Origin of the sequence: Pseudomonas sp. IT-P171, assembly GCF_949767765.1 — a bacterium.
GTDB lineage: Bacteria > Pseudomonadota > Gammaproteobacteria > Pseudomonadales > Pseudomonadaceae > Aquipseudomonas > Aquipseudomonas fluorescens_B.
On record NZ_CATKQN010000059.1, the window covers coordinates 45,255 to 64,417 of the forward strand.

Annotated in this window: 19 protein-coding genes; 13 read left to right on the forward strand and 6 right to left on the reverse strand. The window is 59.7% G+C overall.

Going from position 1 to position 19,163, the window contains the following annotated elements:
* Positions 1-244 precede the first annotated feature (244 nt).
* Positions 245-793 carry an RNA polymerase factor sigma-70 gene (locus tag ACM6I5_RS27950; RefSeq protein ID WP_017339972.1) on the forward strand — a complete coding sequence of 183 codons (549 nt, stop codon included), beginning with the start codon at positions 245-247 and terminating at the stop codon, positions 791-793.
* A gap of 106 nt (positions 794-899) precedes the next feature.
* Here ACM6I5_RS27950 and ACM6I5_RS27955 read toward each other — a convergent pair whose 3' ends face one another.
* The 3 genes from ACM6I5_RS27955 to ACM6I5_RS27965 all read right to left on the reverse strand — a co-directional run bounded on the left by ACM6I5_RS27955 (position 900) and on the right by ACM6I5_RS27965 (position 3,518).
* Entirely contained in the window at positions 900-1,904 is a 1,005-nt protein-coding gene (locus ACM6I5_RS27955; RefSeq protein WP_414878098.1) for a GNAT family N-acetyltransferase, read from the reverse strand.
* Positions 1,905-2,004: 100 nt separating this feature from the next.
* Positions 2,005-2,799, reverse strand: coding sequence for a substrate-binding periplasmic protein (locus tag ACM6I5_RS27960; protein ID WP_414885103.1), 795 nt, complete (start codon positions 2,797-2,799; stop codon positions 2,005-2,007).
* A 92-nt stretch (positions 2,800-2,891) separates the two neighbouring features.
* Positions 2,892-3,518, reverse strand: a complete 627-nt coding sequence (locus tag ACM6I5_RS27965; protein ID WP_414885104.1) for a TetR/AcrR family transcriptional regulator — start codon at positions 3,516-3,518, stop codon at positions 2,892-2,894.
* 175 nt (positions 3,519-3,693) lie between these two features.
* Between ACM6I5_RS27965 and ACM6I5_RS27970 the strand changes: the two genes are divergently transcribed.
* The 8 genes from ACM6I5_RS27970 (at position 3,694) to ACM6I5_RS28005 (ending at position 12,955) form a co-directional block, all read left to right on the forward strand.
* Positions 3,694-5,484, forward strand: a complete 1,791-nt coding sequence (locus ACM6I5_RS27970) for an acyclic terpene utilization AtuA family protein (protein ID WP_414885105.1) — start codon at positions 3,694-3,696, stop codon at positions 5,482-5,484.
* A gap of 12 nt (positions 5,485-5,496) precedes the next feature.
* Entirely contained in the window at positions 5,497-6,366 is an 870-nt protein-coding gene (locus ACM6I5_RS27975) for an SDR family oxidoreductase (protein WP_414878096.1), read from the forward strand.
* A gap of 3 nt (positions 6,367-6,369) precedes the next feature.
* Positions 6,370-7,986 (forward strand): geranyl-CoA carboxylase subunit beta, encoded by a 1,617-nt coding sequence (gene atuC / locus ACM6I5_RS27980; protein WP_414885106.1) that lies wholly within the window; start codon positions 6,370-6,372, stop codon positions 7,984-7,986.
* 24 nt (positions 7,987-8,010) lie between these two features.
* Complete coding sequence (gene atuD / locus ACM6I5_RS27985) at positions 8,011-9,168, forward strand: citronellyl-CoA dehydrogenase (protein ID WP_414878094.1); 1,158 nt, start codon at positions 8,011-8,013, stop codon at positions 9,166-9,168.
* Entirely contained in the window at positions 9,165-9,962 is a 798-nt protein-coding gene (locus tag ACM6I5_RS27990) for an enoyl-CoA hydratase/isomerase family protein (protein ID WP_414885107.1), read from the forward strand. The genes atuD and ACM6I5_RS27990 overlap by 4 nt, the downstream gene beginning before the upstream one ends.
* A 63-nt stretch (positions 9,963-10,025) precedes the next feature.
* Positions 10,026-11,987, forward strand: coding sequence for an acetyl/propionyl/methylcrotonyl-CoA carboxylase subunit alpha (locus ACM6I5_RS27995; protein WP_414885108.1), 1,962 nt, complete (start codon positions 10,026-10,028; stop codon positions 11,985-11,987).
* A gap of 71 nt (positions 11,988-12,058) precedes the next feature.
* On the forward strand, positions 12,059-12,601 hold the full coding sequence (locus ACM6I5_RS28000; protein WP_017339982.1) for an exonuclease domain-containing protein: 543 nt from the start codon (positions 12,059-12,061) through the stop codon (positions 12,599-12,601).
* Positions 12,602-12,670: 69 nt separating this feature from the next.
* The gene (locus ACM6I5_RS28005) at positions 12,671-12,955 is read left to right on the forward strand and encodes a pyrimidine/purine nucleoside phosphorylase (RefSeq protein ID WP_017339983.1); all 285 of its coding nucleotides are present in this window, start codon (positions 12,671-12,673) and stop codon (positions 12,953-12,955) included.
* Positions 12,956-13,025: 70 nt separating this feature from the next.
* On the opposite strand, the gene ACM6I5_RS28010 is transcribed toward ACM6I5_RS28005, so the two are convergent.
* Complete coding sequence (locus ACM6I5_RS28010) at positions 13,026-13,832, reverse strand: MOSC domain-containing protein (RefSeq protein ID WP_017339984.1); 807 nt, start codon at positions 13,830-13,832, stop codon at positions 13,026-13,028.
* 112 nt (positions 13,833-13,944) lie between these two features.
* A complete protein-coding gene (locus ACM6I5_RS28015) occupies positions 13,945-14,880 on the reverse strand; it encodes a chemotaxis protein CheV (RefSeq protein WP_017339985.1) in 936 nt (311 codons plus the stop codon).
* Between the two features lie 462 nt (positions 14,881-15,342).
* Here ACM6I5_RS28015 and ACM6I5_RS28020 point away from each other — a divergent pair, with 462 nt between their 5' ends.
* The 3 genes from ACM6I5_RS28020 (at position 15,343) to ACM6I5_RS28030 (ending at position 17,699) form a co-directional block, all read left to right on the forward strand.
* Positions 15,343-15,810 carry a hypothetical protein gene (locus ACM6I5_RS28020; protein ID WP_017339986.1) on the forward strand — a complete coding sequence of 156 codons (468 nt, stop codon included), beginning with the start codon at positions 15,343-15,345 and terminating at the stop codon, positions 15,808-15,810.
* Between the two features lie 339 nt (positions 15,811-16,149).
* A complete protein-coding gene (locus ACM6I5_RS28025; RefSeq protein WP_017339987.1) occupies positions 16,150-17,043 on the forward strand; it encodes a sensor histidine kinase in 894 nt (297 codons plus the stop codon).
* On the forward strand, positions 17,040-17,699 hold the full coding sequence (locus tag ACM6I5_RS28030; protein WP_017339988.1) for a response regulator transcription factor: 660 nt from the start codon (positions 17,040-17,042) through the stop codon (positions 17,697-17,699). The genes ACM6I5_RS28025 and ACM6I5_RS28030 overlap by 4 nt, the downstream gene beginning before the upstream one ends.
* Here ACM6I5_RS28030 and yegS read toward each other — a convergent pair.
* Positions 17,683-18,600: a lipid kinase YegS gene (yegS, locus tag ACM6I5_RS28035; RefSeq protein ID WP_017339989.1), complete on the reverse strand. Its 918-nt coding sequence runs from the start codon at positions 18,598-18,600 to the stop codon at positions 17,683-17,685. The two genes, ACM6I5_RS28030 and yegS, sit on opposite strands and share 17 nt — an antisense overlap.
* 226 nt (positions 18,601-18,826) lie before the next feature.
* On the opposite strand from yegS, the gene ACM6I5_RS28040 reads away from it, so the two are divergent.
* Positions 18,827-19,135 (forward strand): hypothetical protein, encoded by a 309-nt coding sequence (locus ACM6I5_RS28040; RefSeq protein ID WP_414885170.1) that lies wholly within the window; start codon positions 18,827-18,829, stop codon positions 19,133-19,135.
* Positions 19,136-19,163 lie beyond the last annotated feature (28 nt).

Consider the following 19,163-nt stretch of genomic DNA (forward strand, 5'->3'; position numbering starts at 1 on the left):
TTCACCAATGAGAACGGATGGCGTCTTGAAATAATTAGTCCGCAGGTTTGATCGTCAACGGGGGCGCGGCTGCCGCAAGCGGGCGCGACAGCGTGTCGCAGTTCTCACTGTGCACCCTTGAAGAGCATTACTTCTCTTTCTCAATTGACAATCATTATCATTCAGAATAATTTGTCGCTCGATGTGTAGGACGGCTCCGATTCCCTTGCTGTCCCACGACCCTATTTGCAGCAAGGTGATTTCCATGACGGAACAAGTATCCACAAGCAGGTGCGATTCACCGCTACTTCAGGCATTCGTCGACAATCGACTGATTCTGGTCAAGATTGCTGCCCGTATCACCGGCTGCCGGTCACGTGCCGAAGATGTGGTTCAGGATGCGTTCTTCCGCCTGCAATCGGCGCCGCAGATCACCTCCTCGATCAAGGCTCAGCTCAGTTACCTGTTCCAGATCGTGCGCAACCTGGCGATCGATCACTACCGCAAACAGGCACTGGAACAGAAGTATTCGGGGCCTGAAGAGGAAGGGCTGAACGTGGTGATCCAAGGTGCTTCGCCGGAAACCTCGCACATCAACTTCTCGACCCTGGAAAACATCGCCGACGCGTTGACGGAGCTGCCGAGCCGTACCCGTTACGCTTTCGAGATGTACCGTCTGCACGGTGTGCCGCAAAAGGACATCGCCAAGGAGCTCGGCGTGTCGCCGACCCTGGTGAACTTCATGATTCGCGATGCGTTGGTGCATTGCCGCAAGGTGTCGGGCAGTCGCGCGGATACGTTTGCCCGTCGTTGACTGGCAACGTCAGATCAAAAGATCGCAGCCTTCGGCAGCTCCTACATGGAATGCATAACCCTGCAGGAGCTGCCGAAGGCTGCGATCTTTCAGGTTTAACGCTAAATCAGGCCAACACACACCGCTCAAAAAACCACTCCCGCCCCAACACCATCAACGCTGCACGCTTGTGCGGGAAGTCGAACTCTTTCTCGCAGTGAAAACGCTGACCCTGCATATACCCGATCATCTTCGCGTTATCGGCGCGCGGCTCGGCGACCACCCGTTGGGTGCGTGGATCGTCGAGAAACAGGTAATGCGTCAACGCCGATAACCAGCTCGCCACCTTGTGTGGGCCGCGATGATTTTCTTCGCCGACCAGCATGTGAATGCCACGGTCGTAATCACCCGCCTCATAAAACGGCGCGATGCGGTCTTCCTTGGCCCAGTAGGCTTCGAAATAGGCAAACGGCTGGTCATCGAAACAGCCGATCAGCGTCACGGTGTGTGGATCGGCTTCGAGTTTGCCCAGGTACTCGCGATGCTGTTCAAGGCTGCCCTCTTCCTGCCAGAAACTCGCCACCCGCGCACTGTTCTGCCAGCGGTTGAACCGCGCAAGATCCAGGTCGATATCTACCGTTCGCAGGGAAATCCATGCCCCCAGCCGTGCATCGAAACGCCGATAGACCTCACCGCGAGGCTTCACTGGCCGCAACGGATGACGCTTGCCGTCGCTGATCACCATTTGCTGTGGGTAGCTGTTGGTCTGCGAGGTGCACAACCAAGGTTGCGGCAATTGCCAGAAGAGCGTGCGCTCGCAGCGATACTGGCCGGCGGTCCCGGTCGGGATCAGCAGTCCAGTGAGCAAGGCTTCAGCGGGGGCTTCATCGAGGTGCCAGGTCAGGTGCTGACACACGGGATCACGGGCAAACAACCAATAACAGGCGGCCCACAATGCCTGAATGTCGGGATGCGCCTCGACTTTCACCTGCAATTCGGGCTCGCGTGCCAGGCGCAAGGTAATCAGCGGTTGCGCGTCCTGGCTAAGACTCAGTCGGTTTTCACTTTCTTCAGCGACAAGACGACTGCCCGTCGGCAAGGCCAGGGCAGTCAGATTATTCAGATTGGACATGGGTCGGGCTCACGGTAATCGTCGACAGTTCAACGATGTGACGTCAGCCAGCGGGGAAAATTTAAGCGACTCAGGCAAACACGCGACGGTTGACGCGTATTCAATTGCCCGGAACCGGCACCACCGCGATCTTGTACGGATCGAAAATCTTCAGCATCTGGCCGTTGTCGCGCAATCCTTGCAACAACTTGCCAAATGCCTCGCCGCTGATGGGCGCTGAAGGACGAAGAATGGCGTAGTGGTGATAGACCTGATCGATGCGCTCGGACACCAGCAACTGATCGGCGACCTTCTCGTTGCGCAGCAGGTAATCGCTCAGGTAAGAGCGCGTCACCAGGGCAACGTCGGCCCGCCCGCGCAGTACCATCAGCAGGTTGCTGTCGTGGGAATAGGTCAGCGTGGCGTTGTAGTTTTGCGCGAGGACTTTCGGGTCGGCATTGAAGTTGGCGAACTCGTAGTGATAACCGCTGAACAGCGCCAGACGCTTGCCGGCGAGATCGGTAAAGTAGTTCTGCTGACGATTCGGTATTCGTTGCGCAACAAAAATCTCCGCGTCCTCCAGTCCCATGTCGACGCTGATGTGGGGGATGTCCTTCCAGCCCCAGCCCGGGTTCTCGAAAATCGCCATGTCCACCCGACCCTGCTTGAAGTCACCGAAGCGTCGCGGAATGGACGTCGGCACCAGCACGAACTGATAGTCGCTTTGTACTGCATTGAGCGCTTCGACCAACTGTGGCAACAGACCGGTGTCGGCACCGGATTCCGGGCGCACGGTATAAGGCGGAAAATGCGCTGCACCGACCCGCACTAGTTGTGCAGCCGGGGACGGCAATACCCACAACGCCGCAAGCGCCGCCAGCAAAAGCCGCGAGGCCGTCCGAATTGGCGAAGACATCAAAACTTCCCACTCCCCAAAAAATACGCATCAATCCATTCAAGCTAGGCGGTTTCGGCCACTTAGCCAGTTTCCTGCGGCCCTGAACGAAATTATTGTTGTTCTTTCAGCACCAGTATCAACGCTTCATCGGCCAATTGATCGAGGTTCATGCTGCCACCCGCGCGATACCAGGTCGTGGTCCAGGACAGCGCGCCGGTCAGGAAACGGCGGGTGATGAACACGTCCCCACGGATGAAACCCGCGTTTTTGGCCTCACCCAGCACTTGCAGCCAGAGGTTCTCATAGATGTCACGCAGCGCCAGGACCTTCGCCTGGCCGTCTTCGGACAGCGAACGCCATTCATACACCAACACCGCCATGGCCTCGCCGCTGCCGCCCATGATCGACTGCAATTCGCAGCGAATCAGCGCCAGCACCCGCTGGCGCACGTTGCCGGCTTCAGCGATCGCGGCATGCATCAACGCGGTGTTGTAGCGAATGGTTTCCTCCATCACCGCCCGCAGGATCTCGTCCTTGCTTTTGAAGTGATGAAAAATACTCCCCGACTGAATGCCCACGGCACCGGCCAGATCGCGCACCGTGGTGCGTTCAAAGCCTTTATTGCGGAACAGGTGAGCCGCCACTTGCAGCAGTTTGCCACGGGCGCTGTCCGGGTCGGTCAACTGGCCGCTGTCGACCAGTTCGCGCATGACCCTCAGGGCTTTTTGCTCGTCCACCCGTTCTCTCCTACAGTCGTATTCACCGCTAAAACAGCGGGGTTGCGCGGGCAATTTAAGCTGACGCAGGCAACCAAGCAAGCGCTCGGCCCTAAGATATTTCAGTCGTTTACAAACCAAGCGCTTGCTTGGTAGTCTCGATTCACGATTGTCGGAGGTGGCTATGGAAAGGGCTGTGCCTGAAACGATACGCATCGGTTGCGCCAGCGCCTTCTGGGGCGACACCTCGACCGCCGCCGCGCAACTGGTGGAAGGCGGGCGCCTGGACTATCTGGTGTTCGATTATCTGGCCGAGATCACAATGTCGATCATGGCCGGTGCGCGGATGAAAGATCCACAGGCCGGCTACGCCAGTGACTTCATCGAAGTCCTCAGCCCTCTGTTGGGGCCACTCGCCGAACAGAAAATCCGCGTCATCAGCAACGCCGGCGGCGTCAATCCACACGCCTGCGCGGCTGCGTTGCAAGCGGCCTGCGACAAGGCTGGCGTGGCGCTGAAAATCGCGGTGCTGCTGGGTGATGACCTGCAACCGCAGTTCAAACAGCTGAGCAGCCGCGGCCTCCATGAAATGTTCAGCGGCGCCCCCTTGCCACCGATGTGCGTTTCCACCAACGCCTACCTCGGCGCGCCGGGCATTGTCGAAGCCTTGCGTCTGGGCGCGGACATCGTGATCACCGGGCGTGTGGTCGACAGTGCCGTGGTCAGCGCGGCGCTGGTGCATGAATTCGGCTGGTCCTGGCACGACCACGACAAACTCGCCCAAGCCGCCCTCGCCGGCCACATCATCGAATGCGGCGCCCAGTGCACCGGCGGCAACTTCACCGATTGGCGCGACGTGCCTGACTACGAACACATCGGTTTCCCCATCGTCGAAGTCAGCGCCGACAGCCAGTTCATTGTCAGCAAACCCGAAGGCTCCGGCGGCCTGGTGACGCCCCTTACCGTCGGCGAGCAAATGCTCTATGAAATCGGCAACCCGCAGGCTTATCTCTTGCCCGATGTAGTCTGCGATTTCACCCAGGTCAAACTTCAGCAACAAGGCAAAAATGCGGTTCAGGTGCATGGTGCAAAGGGTTTGCCTCCAACGGACCAATACAAGGTCAGCGCGACTTATCCGGATGGTTTCCGCTGCACTGCCAGTTGCCTGATTGCCGGCATCGATGCAGTGGACAAGGCCCGGCGTGTCAGCGAAGCGATCATCAACAAGACCTCGGAAATCTTCAGCCAGCGCGGCTGGGCGCCCTACAGCGAAGTGAACATCGAGCTCCTGGGCAGCGAAGCGACCTACGGCCCCCATGGCCAGCGACAGGACAGCCGCGAAGTGGTGATCAAACTCGCCGTGCGTCACCCGAGCAAACAGGCGTTGATCGTGTTCTCCCGGGAAATTGCCCAGGCTGCCACCGGCATGGCGCCGGGGCTGACCGGGATTGTCGGCGGGCGGCCGACGGTGTATCCGCTGATCCGGCTGTTCTCGTTCCTCATCGACAAAAGCGCCTGCACGCTGGACATTGATCTCAACGGTCAGCGTCACCCGTGTGCCCTGCCCGCTCTCGACGTGCTCACCACCGCGGACCTGCCGGTGCCGTTCGAACCGCCGAAGCCCACGGGTCGCGCCGATGCCAGCGTGGCGCTGATCAAGCTTGCGGTCGCACGTTCCGGCGACAAGGGCAATCACAGCAACATCGGCGTCATGGCCCGCGAGCCGGAATACCTGCCCTGGATTGCCGAAGCCTTGACCCCGGCCGTGATCGTCGACTGGATGAGCCACGTGCTCGACCCGGTTCACGGGCGTGTCGAGCGCTGGTACCTGCCCGCGACCCACAGCCTTAACTTTCTACTGGAGAACGCGCTGGGCGGGGGCGGCGTGGCCAGCCTGCGGATCGATCCCCAAGGCAAAGCCTTCGCCCAACAACTGCTGGACATCCAGATTCCGGTGCCTCAGCGCATCGCCGACCAGGTCAACTAGAGGACTGCCGCCGTGGCCTACGATTCGATTTTCAAAGCCGATCTGTTTGCCGGCCAAAACATCATCGTCACCGGTGGCGGCAGCGGCATCGGCCGCTGCACCGCTCATGAACTGGCGGCGCTCGGTGCCCATGTGCTGTTGATCGGGCGCAATGCCGACAAACTGAAATCCGTGACCGCCGAAATTATCGAGGATGGCGGCAAGGCTGACTGGCAGACCTGCGATATTCGCGAGGAAGAAGCGGTCAAGCATCTGGTCAGCGAACTGATCCGCAAGCACGGGCCGATCCACGGACTGGTCAACAATGCCGGAGGCCAGTTCCCTTCGCCGCTGGCCTCGATCAATCAGAAGGGCTTCGAAACCGTGATGCGCACCAACCTGGTGGGCGGTTTCCTGATGGCCCGGGAAGTGTTCAATCAATCCATGAGCAAACACGGCGGCGCCATCGTCAACATGCTCGCCGACATGTGGGGCGGCATGCCCGGCATGGGCCACTCGGGCGCGGCGCGCTCGGGCATGGACAACCTGACCAAGACCGCTGCGTTCGAATGGGGTTATGCCGGGGTGCGGGTCAACGCGGTGGCGCCGGGCTGGATCGCCTCCAGCGGCATGGACACTTACGAAGGCGCGTTCAAAGCGGTGATTCCGACCTTGCGCGAACACGTGCCGCTGAAACGCATCGGCACCGAATCGGAAGTCAGTGCGGCGATCGTATTCCTGCTCAGCCCGGCCGCGGCGTTCGTCAGTGGCAGCACCTTGCGTATCGACGGCGCCGCGAGCCTGGGCGGCCGGGCGTGGCCGATTCACAAGGCGACCAACAGCAAGTCGTACAACGGTTTCCACCGCGCGTACTTACCAGAAGTGCTCAAGGACAAGGAATAAGTCATGCCGGTGATTCAGTCGCAAATCGACCCGAACAGCGAACAGTTCGCCCGGAACCGTGCCGCGATGCTGGCAGGTATCGAGCAGGTCCGTCAGCTCGAACAAAACCTGCTGAACAAAGCAGCCGAAGCCAAACCGAAGTTCGACAAGCGCGGGCAATTGCTGCCCCGTGAGCGCCTCAACCTGTTGCTCGACCCCGGTGCGCCGTTCCTCGAACTGGCAAGCCTGGCCGGTTACAAGTTGCACGACGACAAGGACGGCAGCTCGGCGGGCGGCGGCTTGATCGCCGGGATTGGCTACGTGTCGGGTGTTCGTGTTTTGGTCGTGGCGAACAACAGCGCGATCAAGGGCGGAACCATCTCCCCCAGCGGTTTGAAAAAATCCCTGCGCCTGCAACAGATCGCCATGGAAAACAAATTGCCGGTGATCACCCTCGCCGAAAGCGGCGGCGCCAACCTTAATTACGCTGCGGAGATTTTTGTCGAAGGCGCGCGCAGCTTTGCCAACCAGGCGCGGATGTCGGCCATGGGGTTGCCGCAGATCACGGTGGTCCATGGCTCCGCCACGGCAGGCGGCGCATATCAGCCGGGGCTGTCGGATTACGTGGTGGTGGTGCGCGGCAAAGCCAAGCTGTTTCTCGCCGGACCGCCCCTGCTCAAGGCGGCCACCGGCGAAGTCGCCACCGATGAAGAGCTGGGCGGCGCCGAGATGCACGCGCAAACCGCCGGCACCGCTGAATACCTGGCCGAGAACGATGCCGATGGCGTGCGTCGGGTCCGGGAGATTGTCAGCCTGCTGTCGTGGAATGATCAATTGCAGTGGGTCCCCGAACGTCACTACCAGCAACCGCTCTACCCCATCGACGAACTGCTCGGGCTGATCCCCGACGACCCGAAAAAACCCTATGACGTGCGCGAAATCGTCGCGCGAATCGCCGACGGTTCGAACTTCCTCGAGTTCAAGGGTGAGTTCGATCAACAGACCGTCTGCGGTCATCTGCAGATTCAGGGTCGCGCCTGCGGCTTCATCGGCAACAACGGCCCGATCACGCCCAAAGGCGCGAGCAAGGCTGCGCAGTTCATTCAGCTGTGCGATCAGAGCCGCACGCCGCTGCTGTTCTTCCACAACACCACCGGGTTCATGGTCGGCACCGAGTCCGAGCAACAAGGCGTGATCAAGCACGGCGCCAAAATGATCCAGGCGGTGGCCAACGCCCGGGTGCCAAAACTGACGATCGTTGTCGGTGGCTCCTATGGCGCTGGCAACTATGCAATGTGCGGCCGCGGCCTCGACCCGCGCTTCATCTTCGCCTGGCCCAACAGCCGCACGGCGGTGATGGGCGGTGCTCAGGCCGGCAAGGTCCTGCGGATCGTCACCGAGGCCAAACAGCTCAAGGACGGTCTGGTGCCTGACCCGAAGATGCTCGACATGCTGGAGCAGGTCACCGCGCAGAAACTCGACAGCCAGTCCACCGCGCTGTACGGCAGTGCCAACCTGTGGGACGACGGGCTGATTGATCCCCGGGATACCCGCACGTTGCTCGGCTATTTGCTGGACATCTGCCATGAGGCCGACCTGCGGCCGCTGCAAACCAACAGTTTTGGCGTCGCCCGGTTCTGAACCGGCCAGAGGAGAACAATAAAAATGATCTTCACCCAGGAACACGAAGCACTGCGCCGCACCGTTCGCCAATTCGTCGAGCACGAAATCAACCCGCACGTCGATGAGTGGGAAAAAGCCGGGCGTTTTCCGATCCACGACATTTTTCGCAAGGCGGGTGAGCTCGGCCTGCTGGGGATTTCCAAACCGGAAAAATTCGGCGGCATGGGGCTCGACTACAGCTATTCGATCGTCGCCGCCGAAGAGTTCGGCACCATCCATTGCGGCGGGATCCCGATGTCCATCGGCGTGCAGACCGACATGTGCACGCCGGCGCTGGCACGCTTCGGCTCCGATGAACTGCGTGAAGAGTTCCTGCGGCCGGCGATTACCGGCGAACAGGTCGGTTGCATTGGCGTGTCGGAAGTCGGTGCAGGCTCCGACGTGGCCGGCTTGAAAACCACCGCTCGCAAGGACGGTGACGACTACGTGATCAACGGCAGCAAGATGTGGATCACCAACTCGCCGAGCGCCGATTTCATCTGCCTGCTGGCCAACACCTCGGACGACAAGCCGCACATCAACAAATCGCTGATCATGGTGCCGATGAACACCCCAGGCATCAGCCTCAGTTCGCACCTGGACAAGCTCGGCATGCGCAGCTCGGAAACCGCCCAGGTGTTTTTCGACAACGTGCGCGTACCGCAACGCAACCGCATCGGGCATGAAGGTGCGGGATTCATGATGCAGATGCTGCAATTCCAGGAGGAACGTCTGTTCGGCGCCGCGAACATGATCAAGGGCCTGGAATACTGCATCGACAGCACCATCGAGTACTGCAAGGAACGCAAAACCTTCGGCAATGCGTTGATCGACAATCAGGTCATCCACTTCCGCCTCGCCGAGCTGCAAACCGAAGTCGAATGCCTGCGCGCGCTGGTCTATCAGGCCACCGAGCAATACATCAAAGGTCAGGACGTCACGCGCCTGGCGTCGATGGCCAAACTCAAGGCCGGGCGACTGGGCCGCGAAGTCAGCGACAGTTGCCTGCAATACTGGGGCGGCATGGGCTTCATGTGGGACAACCCGGTGGCCCGCGCCTACCGCGACGTGCGGCTGGTATCGATTGGCGGCGGCGCCGACGAAATCATGCTGGGGATCATCTGCAAACTCATGGGCATCCTGCCGGGGAAAAAGAAATGAGCACCCTGCCGGTTTGCCAGACGTTATTGCTCGAATTGCATAACGGTGTGCTGCACATCACCCTCAACCGCCCGGAAAGCCGCAATGCCATGAGCTTGCTGATGGTCACCGAGTTGCGTTCGGTGCTGTCGGCAGTTCGCGATGATCGCGAGATTCGGGCCCTGGTGATCGGCGGTGCCGGCGGGCACTTCTGCGCCGGTGGCGACATCAAGGACATGGCCAATGCCCGTGCTCAGGGACCATCGGCGTACCGCGATTTGAACCGGGCGTTTGGCGCGCTGCTGCAGGAAGTGCAACACGCGCCACAAGTGGTGATCACGGTGCTGCAAGGCGCGGTGCTCGGCGGTGGTCTGGGGCTGGCATGCGTCAGCGATGTCGCCCTGGCGGATCATCAGGCGCAATTCGGTTTGCCGGAAACCAGCCTCGGCTTGCTGCCCGCGCAGATTGCACCGTTCGTGGTGCAGCGTATCGGTTTGACCCAGGCTCGACGGTTGGCACTGACTGCAGCGCGATTTGATGGAACCCACGCCCGCCGCATGGGGCTGGTGCATTTTGTCGAGCATGACGCGCAAGCGCTGGCCGAGCGTCTCGATGAAGTCCTGGCCCATGTGCTGTGCTGCGCGCCGGAGGCGAATGCAACGACCAAAAAGCTGTTGCTGGCGAGTGCCGGACAGCCTTCGGATGCGCTGCTGGATGAAGCGGCTGATTGGTTCAGCGAAGCGGTGACCGGGGCTGAAGGGGTCGAAGGGACCATGGCTTTCGTGCAGAAGCGTAAACCGGGGTGGGCCCTTTAAAAGCATCGCGGGCAAGCTCGCGATGAGGCCATCACATTCACCGCAAAAACAAGAGAACAACCCATGCCCGGACTCAGCAAAATCCTGATCGCCAACCGCGGTGAGATCGCCTGTCGCATCCAGCGCACCGCCCAGGCCCTGGGCTACCGCACCGTCGCCGTATTCAGCGACGCAGATGCAGACGCGCTGCACGTACAGATCGCCGACGAAGCCATCAACATCGGCGCGGCCCCGGTGCAGCAATCCTATCTGAACATCCCGGCCATTCTCGATGCCGCCCGCCGCACCGGCGCCGACGCGATCCACCCCGGCTACGGTTTCCTCTCGGAAAACGCCGGGTTCGCCCGCGCCTGCCGAGACGCAGGCATGACCTTCATCGGCCCCAGCCCCGAAGCCATCGAACTGATGGGTAGCAAGCGCCTGTCGAAACTCGCCATGCTCGACGCCGGTGTGCCGTGTATCAAAGGCTATCAGGGCGCCGAGCAGGATGATGCGACGCTGAGCCGCGAAGCCGAACGCATCGGTTTTCCGTTGATGATCAAGGCCAGTGCCGGCGGTGGCGGGCGGGGCATGCGCCTGGTGCACGAGGCCGGCGAGTTGCTGGCGCAGATCCGCACCGCACGCTCCGAAGCGCTGCATGGGTTTGGCAGCGACGAGCTGATTCTCGAACAAGCGTTGATCGACCCGCGTCACGTCGAGGTTCAACTGTTCGGCGACCAGCAAGGCAACCTGATCTACCTCGGCGAGCGCGACTGTTCGATCCAGCGTCGCCACCAGAAAGTCATCGAGGAAGCGCCCTGCCCGGTCATGACCGCCGAGCTGCGTCAGGCCATGGGCGAAGCAGCGCTCAAGGCCGGTCGCGCGGTGAATTACGTCGGCGCTGGCACCGTGGAGTTTTTGCTGGATGCGCGCGGACAGTTTTATTTTCTGGAAATGAATACCCGGTTGCAGGTGGAACACCCGGTAACGGAACTGATCACTGGCCTGGATCTGGTGGCCTGGCAACTGCACGTCGCCGAAGGGCTGCCGTTACCGTTGCGCCAGGAGCAGGTGCAACTCAGCGGCCATGCCATCGAAGTGCGCTTGTACGCCGAAGACCCGACCCAGACGTTTCTGCCGCAAACCGGGCGGATCGCCGCCTGGGAACCGGCATCGCAGGGCGGCGTACGGATCGATCATGGTCTGATCGAGGGTCAGCAGGTCAGCCCGTTCTACGACCCGCTGCTGGGCAAAATCATCGCCCACGGCGCTACTCGCGAGGAAGCCCGGCGCAAGTTGCTGCGGGCGGTGCAGGACAGCGTGCTGCTCGGTCTTGCCAGTAATCAGCGCCTGCTTGCCAGCCTGTTGGAACATTCGCAATTCATCAGTGGCGAGTTCAGCACCGGGTTCATCCCGACGTATTTTTCCGATCATCCCTGCCTGCATCCTTATGTGCCCGGCGCCGAAGAACTGGCGATTGCCGCTGCGCTGTTCTATCAGGCTTCAGCCCAGGCTCATCCCGCCGTGCTGGCCGGTTGGCGCAATAACGCCAGTGTGCCGCTGCACTATCGCATCGGTCTGGAGGATCAGGATTGGCCGGTGCAATTGAACGCGGTACCGGGCGAACCCTATCGGATTCAAGCCGCCGGACAGGCCTTCGAACTGAGTGTCATCCAGTGCGACGGGCGCTGGGCCAGCCTGGAAATCGATGGCATCCGCCGGCGTCATGCCTACCGTCTCGACGCCGGGCAACTCTGGCTTTTCACCCGTCCCGGGAGTCTGCGGCTGATGGATTGCACACAGGCGCTGGTCAGTAGCGAGGCCAGCGCCAGCTCCGGCACGCTCAAGGCTCCGATGGACGGCGCCATCGTCGATGTGCTGGTCACTGAAGGCAGCATGGTCAGCAAAGGCCAGCTGCTGGTGGTGCTGGAAGCCATGAAAATGGAGCACCCGTTGAAATCAGGCATCGACGGCGTGCTCAAGCGGCTGCAGGTCAGGGTCGGCGACCAGGTGAAAAATCGTCAGATTTTGTTGGAGGTCGAATAACCCGCTAGGCGGATCCGCCGGGTTTGGCTACGCTCAAACCCTATCAGGATGCGGATACCAGGAACCCTGCAATGCCTCACTGGCTGGTCATTGATCTGGAAGCCACCACCGATGAAGGGGGTTGGCCGGTTACGGAAATGGAAATCATCGAAATCGGTGCCACGCTGGTGGACCGCCAGGGTCGGGAGCTGGATCATTTCCAGCGTTTCGTGCGCCCGTTGCGCCGGCCCCTGCTCACGCCGTTTTGCCGCGAGCTGACCCGCATCACCCAGGCCAGTATCGACAGCGCACAACCGCTGACCGAGGTCTGGCCAGCCTTCGAGCGCTGGCTCGGCCAACATCATTCGCGCCTGGAAGGCTGGGCGAGTTGGGGCGATTACGATCGCAAGCAACTGCTGCAGGAATGGCAGACGCTGCAACTCGACAGCGAACTCAGCCGAGTACCGCACATGAACCTCAAACAGCGCTTTGCCAAGGCCCGACGCCTGGATCGTCCATTGGGGCTCAACGGCGCGCTGCAACTGGCGGGCATGCAGTTCACCGGCCAGCAGCACCGGGCGCTGGAGGATGCGCGCAATACAGCGCGTCTGTTACCGCTGATTCTGCCCCTCTAGAGAGGTGACGCCGCCAAAGGCCTTGTGCATACTGGCCGGCCCTTTTTAGCCCTTTTCGAGGAATCGCCCATGTTTAAAGTCAACGAGTACTTCGACGGCACCGTCAAGTCGATCGCCTTTGGCACCGCTGAAGGTCCTGCGACCATCGGCGTCATGGCTCCGGGCGAATACGAATTCGGCACCAGCCAGCGTGAAATCATGCACGTAGTGACCGGCGCCCTGACCGTCAAACTGCCGGATAGCACCGACTGGGAAACCTTCGAAGCCGGCAGCCAGTTCAACGTGCCAGCCAACAGCAAGTTCCAGCTGAAAGTGGCCGTCGACACCGCTTACCTGTGCGAATACCGCGGCTAACCCCCCAGGTTTTCACCGTACAAAAAAATGCCCGTGTCACTGGACACGGGCATTTTTCATTCAGGGTCGTTTATTCCAGCACCGTGACCGGCATGCCGACTTCGAGCTGGCCATTGCCATCGTTGACCAGATTCTGGCCGAACATCGCGCCCTCTTCCTGAGCACGGTATTTCTGCAAGGTCGCGAGCGGTTCCCGATCATCGCTGCGCAATCCGGTTTGCGGATCGATGGTGGTCAGAATGCAGCGTGAACACGGTTTGACGACGCGGAACTCGACATCGCCGATGCGGATACGCTTCCAGCCATCCTCGGCGTACGCCTCGCTGCCCTCGATGACCAGATTCGGTCGAAAGCGCAGCATTTCCAGGGGGCGGCCGACTTTCTGCGACAAGTCTTCCAACGACGCTTGCCCGATCAGCAACAACGGGAAACCATCGGCGAAAGCCACCTGATCGTCATCCTTGCCGTAACCTGCCTGAGTGGTGCGCGCACGATCAAGAGGGATTTGCACCAGTCGAGTAGGTTTGCCAATGAATTCACTGACCCAGGCACCCGCTTCATCACCGGCATCAGGCACGCGCAAACTGTCTTTGAAGATGGTCACGCCGCGCAGTTCAGCGTCGCCGGCAGGCAAGGCGATATTGATTGGCATGTGGCCTGGGGCGCTCAGGGTCAAGCCACCTTCAGCATTCCACAACGCCGACAGCTGGCTCATCTGCCCGACGACACGCTGGGTCAGGAAGCGCCCGCTGGCCTCGTCCACCAGCATCCAGCGACGATCCCCGTCCAGTCCCAGTCTGTCGAGGCCGACCTGTTGCAAGGGCTCGGCCTTGCAGGATTTCAACGGATAACGATAAAGCGCGCTCAGACGCAGCATGGCCAGCTCCCTGGTGGGCAAAAAATGCCACCCTATACGAGCTTTCTCATTGAATCAAAGGCTGAACGTTGAACCCCCCACAGGTCGGTTGTTTGCAGCCTTTGACGCAGTATCAGGCAGGCACTTCGTCGAGCATCAGACGCTGGCGCACCACGTCGACCAGTTTGTCCGGCTGGAATTTGGAGAGGAAGTTGTCGCAGCCTACCTTCTTCACCATCGAGTCGTTGAAGCTGCCGGACAGCGACGTGTGCAGCACCACGTAGAGGCCACGCAGGCGCGGGTCGTTACGGATTTCGGTGGTCAGGCGATAGCCGTCCATTTCCGGCATTTCCGCGTCGGTGAAGACCATCAGCAGTTTGTCGGTCATGTTCACGCCCGTATCGGCCCAGCCCTTGAGCATGTTCAGCGCTTTCAAGCCGTCGCTGGCAATGTGCATCTTCACGCCCAACTGGCCAAGGGTGTCGCGCAATTGCGAGAGTGCCACGTTGGAGTCGTCTACCAGCAGCACTTCACGGCCACGGGCGCGTTCCAGGACCGGATCGTCGAGCTTCTCGCGGGACACCTTGGCGTTGTACGGGACGATTTCGGCGAGAACTTTCTCGACGTCAATGATTTCCACCAACTGATCGTCGACCTTGCTGATAGCGGTCAGGTAATGCTGGCGGCCGGCGCTGGTCGGTGGTGGCAGAATGGCTTCCCAGTTCATGTTGACAATGCGGTCCACGCCGCCAACCAGGAACGCCTGCACCGAGCGGTTGTACTCGGTGACGATGATCGTACTGGTCGGACTTGGCACCAGCGGACGCATACCGATGGCCTGGGACAGGTCAATCACCGGCAGCGTCTGGCCACGCAGGTTCACCACACCGCAGACAAACGGATGGCGCTGCGGCATGAGGGTCAGCTTCGGCAGCTGCAACACTTCCTGCACCTTGAAAACGTTGATCGCGAACAATTGTCGCCCAGCCAGCCGGAACATGAGAATTTCCAGGCGATTCTCACCCACCAGTTGCGTGCGTTGGTCTACCGTGTCGAGAATGCCGGCCATCAATGACTCCTGAGCTTGTTCTGATGAATTCACTAAAGAAGGTTATCGGCTGTTTTTGCCGGACCTTGACCCCCATACAAAATGCCACGCCCAGGCATTGATGTCACATTAACATCATGCTTTACTGAGCCCCTCAATTCATCTGCTTCAATCCCGGCGGCGCGACAACAGTTCGCACGTTAGGTTCCCCTGCGTAAGGGATTCCCCTAGTAACAATCAGGCCCAACCTGATATTCGCAATATCCAATAGCCATTAATGTGACGCCATTCTCATTGCATGAACGGAGTCAGGCTTTTGTGTGCGATCGCAGGTCAGTGGCCATCCACCCTCACGAATCCCCCCGCCTGCATCCGCGCCGGCCGGAGCGCGATCTCACAACGGCACTGCAACGCCGGGCCCCTGATGGTCCTGGCCGACACACACGACATTCCCTCATTTGACATGACGTTGTGGAGATAAGCATGCCGAACCGTAAAGAGTGGGCCCAACGGCTTCCGGTGTTTCTGGTCGAGGCTGAAACGCTCCTGGCCAAATCCGAGGAATGTCTGAGTCATTTGCAACTGATCAGTAATGACAAGGATGCCATCGAATGCATGATGAGCACCCTCCTCAAACTGGCCAGCAAGGCCGATGCCCTCGCGTTGGTCGCGGTTTCGGAGTTTTCGCTGCACATTCATGGCCTGCTGAATCATGCCCAGAATCATGTAGACCTGCATGACCAGGCATTGAGCGCGCTGAAAGACTGTTTCACATTGATGGCGTGGCAGCTTGAACTGATCGATCAGAAAACCGGCCAGCTCAGCCTGGATGACAGCGAACAGGCATCGCTGATCGAGGCCTTTGCCTTCCAGGTCGGACAAAGCCAGTTTCAGCCACCCGCTCATTCAAAACCGTTCACGCTCGTTTCTTTCTCGGAACGCCAGGCTTAACTCTCCCGATAACTACGCGATCACACGTATTCTTATTGTCATGCGGCCACTCTGTAACTTGCGCACGCTCATGTCGCAATTGAATACTTCATATCTGTCAACGACAGCTCATTACAAATATCCTTCCCTGCCGGCAAACTTTTTCCATTGTGGAACTCAAGTCCAGACTCTTTATTTCCTGACTGTACGGACATATATACAAACGCGACCAACGGTATCTTAAGTGGTATTATGCCGACCATTAGTTGACGTCAATTAATGGCAGAGTGACTCAGACAGAGACCCGTCAGTCAACATGACCGGTCTGCCCGCAGCGAACATCCATTGGCTCCATCCGCTATGTACGCCAGCCTCAAGTCAATCACCACGTGGCCACCCTCCCGAGAAAACGCGCGCCGGTTCACGCTATTGCTGTGTACCTGCTCGGCGCTCGGCAGTCTGGCGATCTATAGCCTGTCCACTCGCCTGCCACTCAGTCTGCTGCTGCTGAATATGGCGGCGCTGGCTTGCGTCCTGGCGCAGCATTGCCTCTCGCGCAAGTCTATAAAGTTCGAACCACAAGAGCTGGCCGACCGATTATTGAAGGTTCAGGAAAACGAACGGCACCGACTCAGTCGGGAACTGCATGACGATATCGGCCAGTTACTGACTGCGGCAAAACTTCAAAGTGAATGGCTGAAACGTCGAATGCCCGAAGAGCTGCAAGATCAATGCTCAACGCTCTGCGACACGCTGGAAGAAACCCTGACCAAAGTTCGTGACGTGTCGGCCATTCTCAATCCCAGGCAGCTGACCAGCCTTGGGCTGGAAGCCAGTCTGCGTGCACATTTGCTCAAGACACTGGCTAATACGCAGGTGCACTGGAGCCTGGAATGCCACTCACGATTGACCGGCATCCCGGAAGAAATGGCCGTCGCCGCCTTTCGAATCACCCAGGAAGCGGTGACCAATATATTGCGCCACGCCGAAGCGAAAAATCTGTTGGTTCGCCTGCAACGCCAGCCTCAAGGCCTGACGCTGTTGATCAGCGATGACGGCCTGGGTTTCGCGCCGGCGACAGATCCCGGCCGTGAGGGACAACGTGGAATGGCCGGGATGTCGGAACGGATCGACCAGTTGGGCGGTACGCTGTGCGTGACCAGCGAGCCGGGCAAAGGCACTCAAATCGAAGCTCTCTTCCCGTGGGCGCCACGTGCGCTGGAACGGGCCAGTACGAATAAGGTTTTGCATTGACTTGTAACTTACTTTTGGTGGATGACCACTCGCTGATCAGAGCTGGCGTGCGCGCTCTGGTGCTGGATATTCCCGGCTACGCGGTAATCGGCGAGGCCAATGACGGCTCGCAGTTGCTCGAGATGGTCGAGCGACTGTCCCCGGACATCGTGCTGCTGGATATTTCCATGAAGGAAACCGGAGGCCTTGAAGCTTTGCAGCGACTCAAGCGAGTACACCCGCAAAGCAAAGTGTTGATCCTGTCGATGCACACTGACCCGGCGCTCATCATGCAGGCACTGGAATCTGGCGCTCACGGCTACCTGCTCAAGGACACAACGGCCACCGAACTCGAACATGCGCTGGATGCCCTGCGCAACAACGAGCGCTACCTGAGCCCGGCCATTGCCCATACCGTCATCAACCAGGCGCTGACCCGCAACCAGAAACACCAGCCGGAACCCGCCGACTCGCACAACCTGACCGCGCGCCAGCTGGAAATCCTGCGACTGATCGTTCGCGGAAAATCCACCCGGGAAATCGCCAACGGCCTGGGCCTGAGCATCAAGACGGTTGAAACCCATCGCTCGCAGATCATGAAGCGCTTGCAGATCTACGATGTGGCGGGCCTGGTCCTCTTCGCCGTGCGTGAGCAAATCATCAGCCTGGACGATTGATCGCTGCCGGGACACTCAGCAGTGGCGAATGCTCGGGCAAATGCACCCGCAGTGCCGCCGGGCGCGCCGAGAAGCGCAGGCTTTCGCCTTCCAGCGGTTCGCCATCAAGGTTGATGTAGAGGCCCTCCGAGACCTTGATCTCGACCCATGGCAAGCGCGCGCGCACAAACATGTTGTCGATACCGAAACCATCGGCAAGCAAGCTTTTCAATGTTCCGACCACTTCCTGCGGTGCAGGCAGAATGCTGATATCCAGCAGACCGTCGTCTGCCAGTGCGTGCGGGCACAGCATATGACCGCCGCCCGCCTGACGGCCATTGCCGATGCCCAACGCCAGCAACTCGCCACTCCACTGAAAATCCGGGCCATGCAGCTCACCATAGGCCGCATGCAATTCACTGAAGCGTGATAAACCGGTGAACAGATAAGCCGCGCCACCCAGTACTTTTTTCAAGTCTTCAGAGGTGTTCGCCGTGACCTGGCTACCGAAGCCGCCCGTGGCCATGTTCAGGAACACCTGACCGCCGACCTCGCCCAAATCGATGGCACGGGGTTCAGCGTCCAGAAGTTTCAAGGCTTGATCAGGTTCCAGCGGCACACCCGCGGCGCGGGCGAAATCGTTGGCGGTTCCCAATGGCATCAGCACCAGACTGGCCTGCGTCGAATGCGCGGCCATCGCCTCGGCAATATCGCGCAACGTCCCGTCGCCACCGCCGGCGATGAGCTGCTTGTAGCCCGCCGCCAGCGCTTCGTCTACCAACCGCTGTGCGTCGCCGGCCTCCCAGGTCAGTCGGACAGCCAATTCCCAGCCTTGTGAGCGCTTTTCTTCGACGGCTGCCCGGACCTCCTCGTTGAGCGCCTGCTTGCCGTGCAGAATCAACAGTGCCTTGCGTTCGCCCATTGTGGTCACTCCCATGATTGAATTCCGTATGGGAAATGTGACCTCACTGCGCCCCATAAAAGTCGCAAAAAAATGAATTATTTCAAGTCGTACCGTATTGAGGTCCTACAAGGTGGGATTTTTTCTTACAAAACCTGAGGAATCGGCTCAATTGACCCTCAACCCTGATTGGTACAACTTGGCGGTACGGTTTATCCGTCATCAGCAGGAACTACAGGGACGTATCATGCAAAGCCATGACATCAGGATGCCGGTTACTCCGGTCACACCGCTCGCAGAAAGGCGGGCCAGCTATCAAGCCGAATTCAATAAGTGCGCCAAAACCACTGGAGAAGTTGAAATGGAACCTCGAGTCGTTGAACTGGAAACACACCTCGAATACATCCGCAGAGACATGGAAGAAGTCCGGGGTGACGTCAGGTCCATCAAACACAGGCTCGCCTATTCGGCCGGCGGAACAGCCGTGGTTCTCGGGCTTCTGGGGTGGATCGCCAACAGTCGGTTCGACCAGTTGGTGGCACTTCTCGCTCGATAAGAGGACGCCATGAACGCAAAACCCGGTT

Excerpts from the sequence above, each read along its gene's own strand:
- ACM6I5_RS27950 (WP_017339972.1), top strand. The coding sequence starts at position 245 with ATGACGGAACAAGTATCCACAAGCAGGTGCGATTCACCGCTACTTCAG.
- ACM6I5_RS27955 (WP_414878098.1), bottom strand. The coding sequence starts at position 1,904 with ATGTCCAATCTGAATAATCTGACTGCCCTGGCCTTGCCGACGGGCAGT.
- ACM6I5_RS27960 (WP_414885103.1), bottom strand. The coding sequence starts at position 2,799 with ATGTCTTCGCCAATTCGGACGGCCTCGCGGCTTTTGCTGGCGGCGCTT.
- atuC (WP_414885106.1), top strand. The coding sequence starts at position 6,370 with ATGCCGGTGATTCAGTCGCAAATCGACCCGAACAGCGAACAGTTCGCC.
- atuD (WP_414878094.1), top strand. The coding sequence starts at position 8,011 with ATGATCTTCACCCAGGAACACGAAGCACTGCGCCGCACCGTTCGCCAA.
- ACM6I5_RS27990 (WP_414885107.1), top strand. The coding sequence starts at position 9,165 with ATGAGCACCCTGCCGGTTTGCCAGACGTTATTGCTCGAATTGCATAAC.
- ACM6I5_RS27995 (WP_414885108.1), top strand. The coding sequence starts at position 10,026 with ATGCCCGGACTCAGCAAAATCCTGATCGCCAACCGCGGTGAGATCGCC.
- ACM6I5_RS28000 (WP_017339982.1), top strand. The coding sequence starts at position 12,059 with ATGCCTCACTGGCTGGTCATTGATCTGGAAGCCACCACCGATGAAGGG.
- ACM6I5_RS28005 (WP_017339983.1), top strand. The coding sequence starts at position 12,671 with ATGTTTAAAGTCAACGAGTACTTCGACGGCACCGTCAAGTCGATCGCC.
- ACM6I5_RS28010 (WP_017339984.1), bottom strand. The coding sequence starts at position 13,832 with ATGCTGCGTCTGAGCGCGCTTTATCGTTATCCGTTGAAATCCTGCAAG.
- ACM6I5_RS28015 (WP_017339985.1), bottom strand. The coding sequence starts at position 14,880 with ATGGCCGGCATTCTCGACACGGTAGACCAACGCACGCAACTGGTGGGT.
- ACM6I5_RS28020 (WP_017339986.1), top strand. The coding sequence starts at position 15,343 with ATGCCGAACCGTAAAGAGTGGGCCCAACGGCTTCCGGTGTTTCTGGTC.
- ACM6I5_RS28025 (WP_017339987.1), top strand. The coding sequence starts at position 16,150 with ATGTACGCCAGCCTCAAGTCAATCACCACGTGGCCACCCTCCCGAGAA.
- yegS (WP_017339989.1), bottom strand. The coding sequence starts at position 18,600 with ATGGGCGAACGCAAGGCACTGTTGATTCTGCACGGCAAGCAGGCGCTC.
- ACM6I5_RS28040 (WP_414885170.1), top strand. The coding sequence starts at position 18,827 with ATGCAAAGCCATGACATCAGGATGCCGGTTACTCCGGTCACACCGCTC.